Origin of the sequence: Paenibacillus sp. JZ16 (assembly GCF_015326965.1) — a bacterium.
Lineage (GTDB): Bacteria > Bacillota > Bacilli > Paenibacillales > Paenibacillaceae > Paenibacillus_AQ.
Map to the genome: position 1 here is coordinate 2,169,013 of NZ_CP017659.1, position 14,523 is coordinate 2,183,535.

17 protein-coding genes and 1 pseudogene are annotated in these 14,523 nt (G+C 45.6%); all 18 read right to left on the bottom strand.

What is annotated here, in order from left to right; translation table 11 throughout:
* Positions 1-38 precede the first annotated feature (38 nt).
* Positions 39-851, bottom strand: a complete 813-nt coding sequence (locus tag BJP58_RS09830) for a class I SAM-dependent methyltransferase (RefSeq protein ID WP_194543765.1) — start codon at positions 849-851, stop codon at positions 39-41.
* 63 nt (positions 852-914) lie between these two features.
* Entirely contained in the window at positions 915-1,313 is a 399-nt protein-coding gene (locus BJP58_RS09835) for a DUF1801 domain-containing protein (protein WP_194543766.1), read from the bottom strand.
* A 235-nt stretch (positions 1,314-1,548) separates the two neighbouring features.
* Positions 1,549-1,917: a hypothetical protein gene (locus BJP58_RS09840; RefSeq protein ID WP_194543767.1), complete on the bottom strand. Its 369-nt coding sequence runs from the start codon at positions 1,915-1,917 to the stop codon at positions 1,549-1,551.
* Between the two features lie 30 nt (positions 1,918-1,947).
* Complete coding sequence (locus tag BJP58_RS09845) at positions 1,948-2,616, bottom strand: ATP-binding cassette domain-containing protein (RefSeq protein WP_194543768.1); 669 nt, start codon at positions 2,614-2,616, stop codon at positions 1,948-1,950.
* Between the two features lie 14 nt (positions 2,617-2,630).
* The gene (locus tag BJP58_RS09850) at positions 2,631-4,016 is read right to left on the bottom strand and encodes an ABC transporter permease (protein WP_194543769.1); all 1,386 of its coding nucleotides are present in this window, start codon (positions 4,014-4,016) and stop codon (positions 2,631-2,633) included.
* Positions 4,017-4,102: 86 nt separating this feature from the next.
* On the bottom strand, positions 4,103-5,191 hold the full coding sequence (locus BJP58_RS09855; RefSeq protein ID WP_194543770.1) for a sensor histidine kinase: 1,089 nt from the start codon (positions 5,189-5,191) through the stop codon (positions 4,103-4,105).
* Positions 5,192-5,196: 5 nt separating this feature from the next.
* The gene (locus BJP58_RS09860; RefSeq protein WP_194543771.1) at positions 5,197-5,865 is read right to left on the bottom strand and encodes a response regulator transcription factor; all 669 of its coding nucleotides are present in this window, start codon (positions 5,863-5,865) and stop codon (positions 5,197-5,199) included.
* Positions 5,866-6,002: 137 nt separating this feature from the next.
* Entirely contained in the window at positions 6,003-6,281 is a 279-nt protein-coding gene (locus BJP58_RS09865; protein ID WP_071219849.1) for a hypothetical protein, read from the bottom strand.
* A 177-nt stretch (positions 6,282-6,458) separates the two neighbouring features.
* Positions 6,459-7,004, bottom strand: coding sequence for an NUDIX hydrolase (locus BJP58_RS09870; RefSeq protein WP_194543772.1), 546 nt, complete (start codon positions 7,002-7,004; stop codon positions 6,459-6,461).
* Positions 7,001-7,518, bottom strand: a pseudogene (locus tag BJP58_RS09875) (8-oxo-dGTP diphosphatase). Before BJP58_RS09875 ends, BJP58_RS09870 begins: the two are co-directional and overlap by 4 nt.
* 72 nt (positions 7,519-7,590) lie before the next feature.
* Positions 7,591-8,166 carry a hypothetical protein gene (locus BJP58_RS09880; RefSeq protein WP_194543773.1) on the bottom strand — a complete coding sequence of 192 codons (576 nt, stop codon included), beginning with the start codon at positions 8,164-8,166 and terminating at the stop codon, positions 7,591-7,593.
* Positions 8,167-8,263: 97 nt separating this feature from the next.
* On the bottom strand, positions 8,264-8,416 hold the full coding sequence (locus tag BJP58_RS09885; protein WP_194543774.1) for a hypothetical protein: 153 nt from the start codon (positions 8,414-8,416) through the stop codon (positions 8,264-8,266).
* A 181-nt stretch (positions 8,417-8,597) separates the two neighbouring features.
* Complete coding sequence (locus BJP58_RS09890) at positions 8,598-9,056, bottom strand: DUF4830 domain-containing protein (protein ID WP_233355025.1); 459 nt, start codon at positions 9,054-9,056, stop codon at positions 8,598-8,600.
* Between the two features lie 176 nt (positions 9,057-9,232).
* Positions 9,233-10,123, bottom strand: a complete 891-nt coding sequence (locus tag BJP58_RS09895) for a serine hydrolase domain-containing protein (RefSeq protein WP_194543775.1) — start codon at positions 10,121-10,123, stop codon at positions 9,233-9,235.
* Between the two features lie 76 nt (positions 10,124-10,199).
* The gene (locus BJP58_RS09900; RefSeq protein ID WP_194543776.1) at positions 10,200-11,048 is read right to left on the bottom strand and encodes a methyltransferase domain-containing protein; all 849 of its coding nucleotides are present in this window, start codon (positions 11,046-11,048) and stop codon (positions 10,200-10,202) included.
* 287 nt (positions 11,049-11,335) lie between these two features.
* The gene (locus BJP58_RS09905) at positions 11,336-11,659 is read right to left on the bottom strand and encodes a 3'-5' exonuclease (RefSeq protein WP_194543777.1); all 324 of its coding nucleotides are present in this window, start codon (positions 11,657-11,659) and stop codon (positions 11,336-11,338) included.
* Between the two features lie 70 nt (positions 11,660-11,729).
* The gene (gene murI / locus BJP58_RS09910) at positions 11,730-12,506 is read right to left on the bottom strand and encodes a glutamate racemase (RefSeq protein WP_194543778.1); all 777 of its coding nucleotides are present in this window, start codon (positions 12,504-12,506) and stop codon (positions 11,730-11,732) included.
* Positions 12,507-12,750: 244 nt separating this feature from the next.
* Positions 12,751-14,301, bottom strand: a complete 1,551-nt coding sequence (locus BJP58_RS09915; protein WP_194543779.1) for a tetratricopeptide repeat protein — start codon at positions 14,299-14,301, stop codon at positions 12,751-12,753.
* Positions 14,302-14,523 lie beyond the last annotated feature (222 nt).

Here is a 14,523-nt window from a genome sequence, read left to right on the forward strand (position 1 = left end):
AGTATAAAGTACCCCAAACCACTCGTATTTATAATCTCTTATCGTTTCTGCCCAATATACAATAAATGAGATGAGACTCCCAAAATGCTGGGGTTCTCCGCTTCCTGGTAGATCAATTTCATTACTTCCTGGAATTCCTCTTCCCCACGGGACCGCCAATAATCGAACTGCTCTGCCTTGAAGGAGCCTGCTATACTTGACGAGCCTATCAATTTAATCGTCTTGAAGCCATTCGATTCCATGAACGGCTTGATATCCTCCAAGTTGAAATAATACGCACCGGTAAATCGTCCTTCATCACTATGATTGAATATCCCGGTCCTAACAAATTCCTTAATGCTGCTGATCGTATCATTCGGTTTCCAATGTTCCGGAAATGATAAGGATGTCATCAGATGCCGAATTCGGGTCATGAATGCCACAAAGACGCAGCCACCCGCTTGTGTAACGCGATACAATTCCCGGACGGCCGTAGACCGATCTTGTTCTGTCTGTAAATGGTATAGCGGTCCCATCATCAGTGCGGCGTCAAACAGCTCATCTTGAAATAGGCTAAGATCGTTGGCATTGGCACGGTGAAATCCTTTGAACTGGCCGGTTAACTTGAGTTCCTCAGCTTTAGCAGCCGCAATCTCGACTAATCTTGGCGTAAGATCTGTTAAGGTCACATCGTAACCGTTCTTCGCTAATTCCATCGAATACTTCCCAGGTCCCGCTCCGTTATCCAGCACGTGACCTTTCTCAGGCAGCATACTCAAGATATGATGCAGATTGACGATAAATTCAATGGGCTCCCTATCCAAACGCCCCCATTCATCGAAGGCATTATAATAATCGATCACTTTGTTCAACTAAGTCACTCTCCATTTACAAGCATCTTATAGCGCTAAAACGACAACCATGTTACTCCCCGTCTACTCCTTACTCGTTGCTTCAATCCATCGAACGATAACTTCTCTTAATTGTTCTTTCTTCTCCTCCAGATCGTTTAAATTCAATATTTTCACGATTGCCCGATCATTAGAAGCCCATTCCAATAGCGTATCCTCAGGCAGGGCTCCCTTGATGTCATGCGTTTGAACTTTTGCCCCACAATGAAAAATGATGCGAAAGAAGCCCTTCCCTTGTAAATTCAATGTGATCCGGTCTTCCCCCTGAACGCAGAAGCTGGGTGCATTCCATTTGATCTGCTCGGTTATTTGATCATCGACGCTTAATATGAAGCTTCTTACTTCCTCAATTTCAGCCTTTAGTGGATGCTCAAGTTGTTGAAGATACTCCACGACTTGCCCGTGACCTGATAATTTGGCCATCCATAGCTCCTCCTCATGTGAGTCTTCCATGACCCGTCAATCTCTTGCACGCCCAAACAAGAATATCGCCTCAATTCCAAATAGAAGAATTTTCCTTCTCTCTATAATAGATGATTTGTGCTCGGGAAGGAACCAAAAAGAACCTCCCATTGGGGAGGTTCTTTTTGGTTCCATTTACTCACGATTGACCCAGGATCCATCCTTGGTCCTGTACTTCTCAATTTCCACACTTCTACTAATTCTGATTATTCCGGAACCACTCTTCAAAATCTTCCCCGTCCGATTCAACGGACCGATCATTGGAGGAAGTAGAGCCCGCCTGCTGCCGTGCGAAGGTAACATGGCTTGCTGGACCTGAAGCATTCCGCTGCAGCATCCAACCGAGAGTTCCCAGGATCACGGCAAACAACACATACTGTGCACTGTTCGCCATATAAAAGTTGACAATATCATACTCGCTTCCGCTTACACTGATCTGATTCTGTTCCATCATGCTGGAAATGTAACCGTGCGACTCCACCGCTGCCCAAGCCGCATACAGCGTTGACAATCCGGCAAGAACGTACAGAACGATGCTGAGGACATGTATTTTCTTTTTGTTCATGATATGTTCAGCCTTTCTATATAAGCTTAATTAAGATTTGATATAGAGTAGTTTCCCTTCCGAGAGCCCCCACACCTCGTCTGCTACCGATGTGACTTTTTTGGAATGGGTAACGATAATGACGCATTTACCATGATCACGTGCAAGGGACATTAGAATATTCAACACTTCGGCTTCCGTATCCCGATCCAAATTCCCGGTCGGCTCATCGGCAATGAGAACATCCGGATTGTGCGACAAGGCTCGTGCAATCCCAACGCGCTGCTGCTCTCCCCCCGACAGCTTCAATATTCGACGATCTGCCGTATCCCGGTTGATCCCCACTTTTTCCAGAAGCGAATAGGCAAACGCCTTTTTGTCCTTTTCCTTACTGCCGCTTATATTCATGGACAGCACAATGTTCTCGACGGCCGTCGCCGTAGTGAGCAGATTAAAGCTTTGAAAAATAACGCCGATGCTCTTCGCTCGATAATAGTCGCGGTCGAGCGACTTCAGACTATCTCCTTTATACAAAATCTCCCCGTTCGCACATACGTCCAGGCCAGACAGGAGAGACAGCAAGGTGGATTTGCCAGAGCCGGATTTTCCTACAATGGTATATACTTTACTGCTCTCAAACGCCACATTGACGTTTTTCAGTACAAGCTGCTTTGCACCTTCATAGCGATACGATACATTTTGCAAGGCCAATACACTCATATTTCATGCGCCCCCTAGTTCCGTTCCATCAAAATTTTGATGGGTTCGTATTTCGTAATTCGGCTGATGCTCATCATGCTGGAGACCGCTGCTAACAGCAGCGCTATAAGTGCAATTTGTAAAAGGGTATCCATCCCCAGCCCGACATCGATTTGGCTGATCGGCGGGGCTGTAACGTTACTCATATTGCTCTGTCCCCCGACCATCAGAAATTTACCGGGTCCGCTTGCGGATTTTGCCTGTTCCGCTGCTTCGATCTGATTCTGCAGAATGGTGTTGGCCGTAGGCTGCGACAGCGCACTTCCAATGACCAGCCCGACAACAAGGCAGACGGCCGTGATCATAAGTGCCTCGCTTATGAGTCCTGCAGCGACTTTGCCTTTTTTCATCCCCATCGCCCGTAGAACCCCGATCTCATATTTCCGCTCCCTGATCGTGATGGAAGACAACAGCGCAAGGATAATCGATCCCAGAATAATCACAACAATCATAAATGTTAAGAAGATTCCCTTCATCGCTTCGACCGGGCCAACAACCTTGGCATAACTCTCCTCATCGGTGCTTACCGTATAGGAACCAGGAAGCCCTTTGTCACGCAGCTCCTTTTCGAAATCAGGCAATAGATCCGGACTTTTCATGTAATAAGTAGCCTGAATGTTGACTGCACTTGCTGACGATGGATCATCCCCCATCACCGTATCAAAACTCGTCAAAATTTCGTTGCGGCGGTTCATAAAACTCATCTCCATGGGCATGTCCCCGTATTCTGCAGTAGAGTCCAGATAGATTCCGGTAACGGTCAATGTATATGGATTGCCTTCGCCCATCACGCTATTCACCTCAATCGTATCCCCGACCGAGATATCGTTCAGCTCTGCAAACTCCTTGCTTACGATACTTTCATTGGGCTCCTTATAGATTTCGCCTTCCGTGATGGATCTCTGTCCGTCCGCGAATTCGGCAAGGGTTTCCAGGTTAGAATTTCCGACAAGTTTCATCGTAGGATTGCCTTTGGACGCTCCCCCCGGCCCTTGAAGCTTGATATTTCCGCCTTTTAGATCCTTATCCTGGTCCACCGCTTTGACGGTATTACTGACACTCGGCACAATGGCAGAGAAGGTGCTCTGGCGCAAATATGCTGAATTGGCAAACTCCAAATATTGCTCCGACGTGACTTTTTCATAATCCGCTCCCTTGCTGTACATTTGTTCCAGATCGGGAGCCAAGCTGACTTTGGAGCCAAACTGCGTTTTATAGTCGTCAATGATCCTGCCTGACGTGTTGTTGATAATCAGCGAAATGACGGTCGCAACGATGATGACCAGGACGATGATTCCCATCAGCAGGTTTCGTCCTTTGTTTCGGCCGATGTTTTTCATGGCATGTTGAAAGATGTACATGGTTATCCTCCCTTTTGTTATTGGCCTAAGATGCAGCGAAGCGGTTCACTGCCACCCTGGACAATCCCATTCTAATGAATGCCATGTTAATCTAATGTTAAGGCCTCCGGAAAAATCATATAGAATGTAGTGCCCCTAGCGCCTCTATTCTCTACCCAGCACAATCCGTCGCAGAGCTCGCACACATGGCGTACCAGACTCAGCCCGATGCCGTAGCCGTCTTTCTTGAGTTTGCCGACCCGATACTGGTAATCGAACAGCTTCTCCTGCTCCGCTTCGTCAATGCCTTCTCCTCCATCGGAGACCGATATAATCAAGCTTCCCTTCCTGTTGCATACCGACACATGGATTTCACTGTTCCCGCCATACTTCACTGCATTGGACACCAGATTGGTGACAGCCCGGCTTATCCAGAGCTCCCGCCCGATTATGGTGTTGTTGGCATCGTCATCAAAATCAAAATGGATGTTCGGGTGCAGCCTCCGATATTCGTCACATACATTAGCGCACAGAAGTGCTGTATCGACTAATTCCATGGTCGTAATTTCTTTGGAGGCACTCAATGTCAAAATATCGTCTAGACTATCCGTAACCTTATCCACCTCTTCCGTCAGCTCCCCATGGTCTGAAAGCTGCAATTTGGCTCGGAGCAAGGAAAGAATATTCTTCTGCTCATGCGTCACGTAAGCGCTAAGCCGGACGTAATCCAGGGTGTACGCTTCGAATTTACTCTTAATCTCCTGATATGCTTTAACAATGGCAGGATGCTGCTCCATGATGATATGTTCCTCGTCCATGCTGCTTAGTTGCTTGGCTAATAGGAAGGCCTGTTTCTCATGCTGGACCTTCAGAATTTTGGACAATACCCAGGTCCCTGTTACGAGTATGCCTACAAGACATAGAATCAAGATAGGAATATGCTGAAGCAGCGCTCCCACATAATAATCCTCCAGGTTTCTCTTGTTGATGATGGACGGCTTCAGATCGAGGAAGGACATGCCGCCAAAATCCCCGTTTTGTATGAGCATTGTCACTTTGTTCATGTTCATCATAAATAAATATGTGGGCAGATTGGACTCGGGGACCGTAATGGAGCTAATGAATAAAATGAATGCAAGAATCAGGCAAGCCGTCACCGTAAGGGAATAATACAGAAGAACTCGGCTGACTTTCATCGAGGTTATCCGCATAACTGATACCCGTTCCCTTTTATAGTGACCAGTAGCCCCTGTCCACCTTGCAGCGTTAATTTCTTGCGCAAATTCGCAATATGCACCCTTAGCACTGACGAGAACGGGTCAAAAAACTCATCGTACACATGCTCCGCAATATCCTCGCTGGATACGATATCCGGGCTTCGGCTAGCCAAATACTCCAATATATCAAATTCCTTGGCGGACAATGCGATCTCCATTCCATCTATGTAGGCCTTCCGTGTACGGGGACAGACTCGAATGCGGCCGATATCAATCTCATTCTTCGTTCGCCCATAATAGCGGCGGATGACGGCTTGAATGCGGGCTTCAAGCTCGACAAAATCAAAAGGCTTGATGATATAATCATCGGCCCCCGTGTTTAATCCCAGTGCCCTCTGAACGACTTCATCCCGTGCCGTAACTATAACGATTGGCGTGTCGATATGCTGTTCACGTAGAAAGGAAAGGATCTCCATCCCGTCTTTGTCAGGCAAATTCAAATCAAGCAAAATAGCATCATACCGGTTGGCAAACCCTTTATCTTCACCTTCAAGCCCTTGGTTGGCAACATCGACATGAAACCCGCTTTTTTCAAGCCCGGCTTTCATGACATAGGATAATTCACGATCATCTTCGATTATTAGCAGACGCATCTCTTCTACCACCTCCCCACCATTATACGGTTGCCAATGTTAAATCTACGTTAAGAGGACCTTAAGATAAACTTACTGCTGCCATAAAAAAAGACCCTGGAGCATCGGCGCTCCAGAGTCTATGAGATGCCTTGGTATTATTCGAAAATAATAGGAATAAGCACCGTAATCAACAGGGTCAGTACCAAAAATGAAACAGAAAAAATAGAATACCCCGAGTTCTTTCGAAACCAGATTAATCCGATCAAAATGGCAATGAGGGGCAACCCGAGTAAAAAATACAAGATGTATTTCATAGTAATGACGCCTGCTAGATAGTTCATGTAGATTAAAATGCCGATAGGAATCCAGATCACTGCAAGCAAGAGTCCGTAGGAGGTGGGGACCAACGCCTTATGAAGTAATTTGTTCATCATGTATTTATCTCCGTGATGGATGTATTGTAGTTCTGGTTCATTCCTTCGTTCTCGCGCCTCTCTAATCTTTCATTCGGATGGGTATACCACTTCTAAGTAATGATCGCCAAAACCCGACCTCAGATATATCCTGTTTAGGTCGAGCCATGTGGTGCTCGAGTATTTTTTCTCACGTGATTAAATTGCAATTTCCTCTCCCCGATACTGATTTAACCACGCCCCCCTCATCGCTTCATCCGTTTCAATCGAGGAACTGATCGGAAGCGGCGTTTGTTCGACCAGTTTACCATCCTCATATGTACATCGATGATCATAGCAATTCGAATCATGTAGGATGAGTTCGAGCGAACCCGGTATATTAGCTGCAATTCCAGCATTTGCATCGTCGGTTATCCAACTCACTGGTTTCCAATCCAATATTCCTTCAGCTGTCGCGATCGGTGTAGGGTAGGTGTAACCCTCGGGCACCTCTGCTAGGTATAAATACATACCACCCGTCATCGAGCCGTTGACGGACCAAGTCACTACGCCTTTAAAGGTTAGATTGTAGTCTCGTATATGTGTCTCTTCCTCCAGCTCACGTAACATCGAGTCTCGCGGGGTTTCGTTCGCCTCCAGCTTGCCTCCCACGCCATTCCAGCACCCCATCCATGGCGGGGATTTACGATTCAACAATAAAACCTCATCACCGCGCCGAACAAAACAAATATTGTATTTGATCATCTGATAATGGTCCCTCCTCTGGATCGTTGCCCTTGTCTTAAGCTTCTAATTTTCTCTTCAATCGGCTTCTGTCCATCCTCATCCCAGACAATAGAGATTTCAAAAGTCCCTTCTTCAAAGAATAGGGGAAATCTTCGTTTAAACCAGGGCTGCATTGGTAGATCCATTGCTTCATCAATCGGTACCCACACGAGCTCACCTTCCGGCGGATCCGCTAACAGCTTGCCTTCAAAAGAGTCCGCCAAATAATTAAACACCATGTAACGATAGTTTGTCTGAGGAACCACATACTCATCTAATCCTTTGTACACCAGATTTTTTACGATCAGTCCTGTCTCCTCAAAAACCTCACGCACAGCACCTTCTGAAATGCTCTCAGGAAACTCCACTTTCCCCCAGGACCAAGATATCCGGGAAAACCCAGCTTGTCTGGGCGATTGATTAATAACACTTTATCATCTTTTTGGATCAGGCACATAGTATACATGCCATAGGTTATTTGGGGCCTAGACATTCTATCTCTCCTCCGTCCTGGCACATGTCAGCTTGCTTAAAATATAACGAACTCACTTATGTAGGTAGATATCTACTGCTCCCTCGAATACAAGATTGCTCCACCAGACCCCAGAATGACGAAATGTCGACCAGACGGCGAAAACCCGCACTTTATTCTTCCATCCAGCCGGTTCAAATCGATCACCGCGGCTTGTTTAAGATATTCATAGTTAGGGACAAATATCTGATCCAATACGACGGAAGCCCTTGGCCACCAAGGGTGAATGACTTCAAGCATCCAACCATCGTGCGTGATGTGAATCCCATCGCCAGACTCAAACCCAAAAATAGAAATGTCCTGTCCGCTCTTAGGAATATGAAAACTCAAGTAATTCTCGCTAATATGATCTTCGGTTACATCAGAATCCCGCTCTCTGTGAATCAAGGTTCCTGACTCGGCTTGCGTAATACTGTATCCATTGCTGCTGATCAGAACAAGGTTCTCATCGGCATCCCACCCGCACGCAATACACCCCGCAGCTGGAATGATAACCTCATGAATCCAAGGATGTGGTGGTTTCGTAGGTTCTTTGGCTTGTGCCTGGTGCAGCAAATCGATCTCAAACTTCGTTCTGATTTCTTTATTTGAATGTCTAAAAGGGTTCATATCATACTCCCACATTAATTGTATTAAGGCGAATACGCTCCCAGATTCCTTGTCTGCTCGTTAAGGAAGACTAACCTCGCTCCACTAATAAACAATTTCACGGTTTAGGATGATGGTTCATCTCTTGCATTCTTGTGTTAAGTTCATCCAGTGAACGCTGCATGCGTTCCATTCTTCTCAGAGCAGAATACTGATTGCTGATGATCCCGGCCAAGCCAACTATCATAACGATAATAATCAAACCGATCATATTTAGAGCGCATCCTTTCGTTCTTAGATTGATCTCCAATAATATTAGTTATCAGGCAGCATTGAATCGCGAACCCACTCATCAAAACCACTAAACATCAAAGTCTTCGGCCATTCCGCCGACTGCTCATGTTTCCAGGTTAAATGCACCTGCGCATAGATCCTGCAATACATCTCAACATTTACGAAGACGGACTACTACCTAACTCCTTGCGATGAAGAATAGGATTCATAACATTATGATCGATGTGCAATGTTCCATCAGCTTGTTCTGCCTCATAATTAAATACCAAATACCCTCCAATAATTTCATTGCCTGACTCCAGTATAAATCCTACAATCTGATTGTACGTCGCTGTTTTCTCTTGCAGGAAGTACCCTGTCTCTGTAACTTCTTGATCCAAAAATCGGGTCAAATCCACATGACCCCATTCTTTAATATCTTTCACATGCGACTTAAAGGATTGTAAAGTATAGGCAGCGTATTTTGTTTCGGACGCAAATCTATCAATGCTCCATCCGTAATTCTCCAAGTAGTTAACATGCTGTTCTTTATGGATTTCTATGACGATCTCATCATTCTCTTTATTACAACCAACAAGGATAGCTAACATAAGAATGAAAAATAATTTTAATTTCAATTCCCCAGTCCTCTCCTACATCAGGATTATGAGTAACCGAATGAGAACCCTTTATCATGCTTGGGCCGGACAATAGATTTTTGCCCATTGTGCGGGTCCAATTTTACCGCTGGTGTAAAGGTTGTCGTCGATGCGTACCGCCCTTCAGTTTATTATTGCACTATCAGCTCTACCTTTTATAACCCCAAACACTCGTATAATGTTTCATTAAACATGGTCTGATCTTCACTATAATTCTCCGTATATTTGTTCAACATCCGAACCCCTACCGCATTGAACTCAGGGATAACTACGCAATGACAGCCGGCGGCTCCGGAAGCATAAAACCATTTTTCTTGATAATACCATCCAAAAATCCGGTGTTGATCTTGAGTTTCAGCTCTTAATTGGTTAATTAAACGAAATACTTCACTGGATAAAAGTTGTTGGTTATGAACGGTTCCCTGATGTAGATGGAGATATCCCCACATCGCCAAATCCTTAGCGCTGGCATACAAATTCCGGTCGCAGCCTTCATCGGATTCTATTCGAATGGATGCATACCCATCCGCAGCTTGAAAATCACATACCAATCGAGCTTCCGGCACAGACACCCACTCCGAATGGTTCAAATCCAGTGGTTTAAATACCCGGTCTCTTATTATTTGAGCGATTGTCTTGCCTGTGATCACTTTTATTAGTTTTCCTGCGACTTCTTCGCGTTCGATTCGCTGGGGACCAAAGTACTTCGCATTGGTTTTGGTAGCTAATTCTCGGATCGTCACGCCCTTTAAATCGCTAATTGCCATATCCTTAACAATATCAGTGACAACCGTATCGATGGAGATGTTCCCTTCTGTAACCGCTATAGCTGTTGCCATGCCAACGTATGACTTTCTGATTGAATATAGATTAAACATCGAATCCCTGGTTACCGGCAATGCACCACGCTTAAAATGATGCTGACCAGAATACCATTCCGTTACGACTTGACCATCTTGAATGATGAACAAAGCGGAGGCAGAAGCACCATACTTCTCCTGAGAAGTTTGTGTATATGATATTAGTTTCTCGAAAGGATTGCTCATTAAAGTCCCCTTCTAACATCATAACCCGGCCTTTAGAACGTAGGTCGGGTCATATGTTGTCTGTTATTCTGTTATATTATTTCGTTGCATAGATCGATAACCATTGAGGAAGCGCTGCAAGCGGGTTAAATTGCCAGTTACGGAAATCTTCCAGATCTTGATCAGACAAACGGCTAGCCTCGCCTTTGGATTCATCCACCCAGAACCTACCGTCTACTGCGAACATTTCTTCCATATGTTTAACGGTAAAACCGGATGACATCATGGCGTTCAACATATCTTGAATACGCCACTTATACGTTGGTATTTCTCCAAAAGGCCCTGTGGAGTCATATGGATTCACCACATGGATCTTATCTGTAGAGCTGGTTCCAAATGGGCGCATAAATGGATGAATATCATACATGATGAAAGCCCCATTAGGTTTAAGAACTCGATGGATCTGGGTATACATCGAATTCAAATCATGAATCCATACATGGACCCCATTCGATGTGTAGACAAAATCATAGTCATTGCTCTTGATGCTGCTCAGCTTCATGGTATCGTCACAGATAAACTCAATATCCCATCCATATCTCTGTGCTATAACTGAGCTGTTCTCGAGCTGCCGTTCCGAAATGTCACATGAAGTGACGTGAGCCCCCATGAGATGAAAAGCAAACACGGCATGATTATCTCCGCTTGAAGGAACACATATCCGTTTGCCCCGAAGGTCTGGGAATGCTTTCATGATCATCGAGAATGTAGTAGGGTGAAACGCGGAAGCAGGTTGTTTTATGACTCTGGAAATGACCTCTTCGGTTCGATATCCTACGTACCACGAGTCTGACCATTCGTCCCAGGATCTTTTAACGATATCCGTTTGCCCTCCATCTTGCACCCCCCCTGCCTGCCAAACGCAAGCGTATTCATAATTAAACATTTATATCGGCTATTATGCTACAACCTACGCCTGACAGGATATGGATAATTTATATGTAATTGAACTCTACCACACATTATAAATACGCTTAGACTATGCTGCTCCTTACCTCAATAATCCCTCAAACCAAGGGCGTTATCTGGAACCTTTTGACCACAACCTCTTCTTTGAAATGAATGTCATGTAAATTCCTCGCTTGAAACTCCTCTAATATGCTTAAAAAGATTCGCCCGATCAAAATACTGTCACCTAGCGCATCATGTCGCTTTAGGTCCCGATCATTCACCTTATAGTACTTTGATAAATTCGATAAAACGGCTGTAAACCTCGTTGAATCTCGGGGCAGACTCTACATTTGTATTAGATATGCCGGTAAAACGCTCAACGGCTTCAGGAATGGGCTTTAGAGGCTGAACATACGAGTTGAAGGTTTGGGATTTCTGAACGATACCGTTCTCAATGATAACGGCACCCACCTGCGTAATATGTTCCGTTTCATGGTGGATGCCCGTTGATTCCAAGTCAAATACACAGTACCTTTGTTTCAAAATTTCGTTGACTGCCAAAACTGAAACGGCATATTCTACATCGGATAAAAAGCGAATTTCCACCCCTAATCCCCTCCAATTTATTGTGAAGTAATCTGATATGCCGCACAAAGCCATACAGACTCCTGTTACCCTATCCCTCTATTTCCCTATAAATGCTCAACGCTTTCTTCATCTTCTCTGTATACTCCATGGATTGCCTCGAATTTAATAGCGTAACATCCCGATTACCGCTGGAGCTGAGCAGATCATTGTCACTTAAAACCTGAATGAGTCTGTTCACGGTTCCTTTACTGCCATCTATCATGCGAATGTGATCCGGCAGCAGATCCGATAAGATGCTTTTGTAAAATGGATAGTGGGTACAGCCCAAGACAATAGTTCCGTACTCATTCATATCGAAGGATTCGAATTGCTTGGTAAAGTAATCCTTCATGACCTTTCGATCGAAATTCAAAGCCTCACAGTGCTCTACCAGCTCCGGAAGGGGCAGGGAGTCCACGATATGCATGCTGTCGACTCGTCGAACCAGATCCCTGTACTTCGATTCCTTTATGGTCAGCGGTGTGGCAAGCACCAGGATTCGCTTCCCGCTGGAACGATTAATTTCGACGGCCGGCTTTACGGCCGGTTCCATCCCGATAACCGGGATCGGATAAGCCTTCCTCAGATCGGAAATCGCCATGCTTGTAGCCGTGTTGCATGCAACGACGATGGCTTTGACTTCTTCCTTCATGATCGATTCCATCGCATGATGGATGTAAGATTTCACGTCTTCCTTGGCTTTGGTACCATAAGGCACATGGAGAGTGTCCGCATAAAACAAAAAATCTTCCTGCGGCAGCTCCTTCATTGCCTCCGATAACACGGTTAAACCGCCTAAACCTGAATCAAAAAAAGCTATTCTCATGTTTTTCACCTATCGTTGTATGTTTTTCTGTCAGCATCATTACGTAAATGTCCTTATACATTATACTCCACTCCAACAATCCTCGCAGGGCCATCTGTATGAATGGAATCGTAAATGGGATCTAGTTCAAAATACAGAACGACCCAGCCTTATTGTAATCTCAGAGGCCGGGTCGCGTGCGTCGTTCTATGCAATTCCGAGAAAAATACGCAATTTCCTTCGCGAAGATTAAGTAATGCGTGTATTACTCAAAACATTTCAACAGTGCCAAAGCCTCTTCATGATCGGGTTCCAGAACAAGCGCCTCACGCGTGTATTCCAGAGCCTCTTCGTCGAGACCAAGCTCATAGCAGCAGATCGCCAAGCAATATATAACCGTTGGCACCGGCTCGTCTTCGTCCGTTTCCACGGATTCCTTCAGGAAGAACCTTGCATCCTCGTACATATCCATCTCGAACAGCACCAGCCCCGCGTCCAATGCCAGATCATAACGCTGCTCCATCACATAGTACGATGACCACATTTTGTAGATGCCTGTTCGAATATCCAGCATTTCTTCGTCATTGGCATCCGGCAGCAGATTCGAGATGCGCTTCGCGCTCTGAATGAAGAACTCGGCATCATACCCGCCCAATCGCCAAAAAGACAAAATTTGCTGCATACCCATGCTTTCAATATTCCGGTCGATCCATTCCTTCATACTGAAAAATTCATCAGGTCCGAAGCGTTCGATAAATTGGCGGTAAGCGATCCGGGTGTTCGCGTAACTCATCGGTGCTTCCAGCATGAGGATACAGCCGACGTTAATATTTTTATAATGCTGCGTGGGGAAAATCGCATGTGCGCCCCTTTGCTCAAACACATGCTGCAGCGCATGATAATTAGCCGTTAATGAGAAGCTGCCATGGTAAATTAATTGCGGCGGTTCGGCAAACTTCCAATTATCGATATGATGATCTCCTTTATCCGCCGTGAGAAGCATGAAACCCGACGTTGATAACTGATTCAGACGCTCCATGCAGGTCAGTCCTATCTCCGGAAACAGGATATGCGAATCCTCCAGCTCTTGCTGGTAGTAAGCAATGACATCACGGTACGGATAGTTGTCCTCCTCGTATCTGGGCGCACGGCGGTGCTCATAGGCCAGTTTCATTTGTTCCAGTGCTTCAGCCGGCTTGAGCTTGTCGTGCTGCTCCGGAAACTCGATAACAACATCGCTCTCGTAAATCTTGCCTTCCCCCACATAGATCAGTTCTTGCGGAATACCGTCAAAGAAATAGTTCGCGACAACCAGCAGCGGCTGCTTCAAATCTCCAGGACGTATCGTTGTCTTCGATACCACCAGGTTCACTTCCGTGTCATGCACGGCATCGAACCTCGCGAAGTCCAGGAGCCCCTGTTCAATATAGGATTGCATGGCAGGGTGTTGACGCCATGCCGCAACATTTTTAATCGGCAAATCCGTCATAACATAGCGGAAAGGGGGCAGCGCTATACCCGCAAAATCTCTCAGCTCGCACAGCTTGTGCAGCACGTGATAACCGAGGCGCCCGGCTCCGGCTCCCAGTTCCAGAATCGTCACCGTTTCGGTTAGCTCGCCTTGATCGGCACGGTCCCGAAGGAATCCGAATATAATTTCGGCGTAAGCCGTAGCAATCATGGGATTGCTTGTAATATACTGCGGAACCTGATCATTATTCCAGGCTTTCATCCCCAGTTCTTCGTAATAATTCCGCTGTAGTTCCCAGATGGGTGCCTCACTGTAACGGAAGCGTTGTTGAATATTGTCCGTCATACTATATAACCCTGCTCTCTATGTATCATTAAAGTACAATCTGATGATGTGCATGCTTATGCACCGATCGACCAAGAACGTCTATTGAATCGTACCATATTTCTTAATTCTACCCAAACCTTCTCATGATAAAATCCCGTGTATGCGCCTGGGCAAGATGGCGAATTCGCCATTCTTAGGCGTATAGGCACCTTTCCTTCCACACCCTAATATAGTGTAGGA

Bases quoted from the DNA above. Each gene is read 5' to 3' on its own strand.
- BJP58_RS09845 (WP_194543768.1), bottom strand. From the start codon at position 2,616: ATGAGTGTATTGGCCTTGCAAAATGTATCGTATCGCTATGAAGGTGCA.
- BJP58_RS09900 (WP_194543776.1), bottom strand. From the start codon at position 11,048: ATGTTTAATTATGAATACGCTTGCGTTTGGCAGGCAGGGGGGGTGCAA.
- BJP58_RS09835 (WP_194543766.1), bottom strand. From the start codon at position 1,313: ATGGCCAAATTATCAGGTCACGGGCAAGTCGTGGAGTATCTTCAACAA.
- BJP58_RS09865 (WP_071219849.1), bottom strand. From the start codon at position 6,281: ATGATGAACAAATTACTTCATAAGGCGTTGGTCCCCACCTCCTACGGA.
- BJP58_RS09855 (WP_194543770.1), bottom strand. From the start codon at position 5,191: ATGAAAGTCAGCCGAGTTCTTCTGTATTATTCCCTTACGGTGACGGCT.
- BJP58_RS09860 (WP_194543771.1), bottom strand. From the start codon at position 5,865: ATGCGTCTGCTAATAATCGAAGATGATCGTGAATTATCCTATGTCATG.
- BJP58_RS09850 (WP_194543769.1), bottom strand. From the start codon at position 4,016: ATGTACATCTTTCAACATGCCATGAAAAACATCGGCCGAAACAAAGGA.
- BJP58_RS09915 (WP_194543779.1), bottom strand. From the start codon at position 14,301: ATGACGGACAATATTCAACAACGCTTCCGTTACAGTGAGGCACCCATC.
- BJP58_RS09880 (WP_194543773.1), bottom strand. From the start codon at position 8,166: ATGAACCCTTTTAGACATTCAAATAAAGAAATCAGAACGAAGTTTGAG.
- BJP58_RS09870 (WP_194543772.1), bottom strand. From the start codon at position 7,004: ATGATCAAATACAATATTTGTTTTGTTCGGCGCGGTGATGAGGTTTTA.
- BJP58_RS09885 (WP_194543774.1), bottom strand. From the start codon at position 8,416: ATGATCGGTTTGATTATTATCGTTATGATAGTTGGCTTGGCCGGGATC.
- murI (WP_194543778.1), bottom strand. From the start codon at position 12,506: ATGAGAATAGCTTTTTTTGATTCAGGTTTAGGCGGTTTAACCGTGTTA.
- BJP58_RS09895 (WP_194543775.1), bottom strand. From the start codon at position 10,123: ATGAGCAATCCTTTCGAGAAACTAATATCATATACACAAACTTCTCAG.
- BJP58_RS09840 (WP_194543767.1), bottom strand. From the start codon at position 1,917: ATGAACAAAAAGAAAATACATGTCCTCAGCATCGTTCTGTACGTTCTT.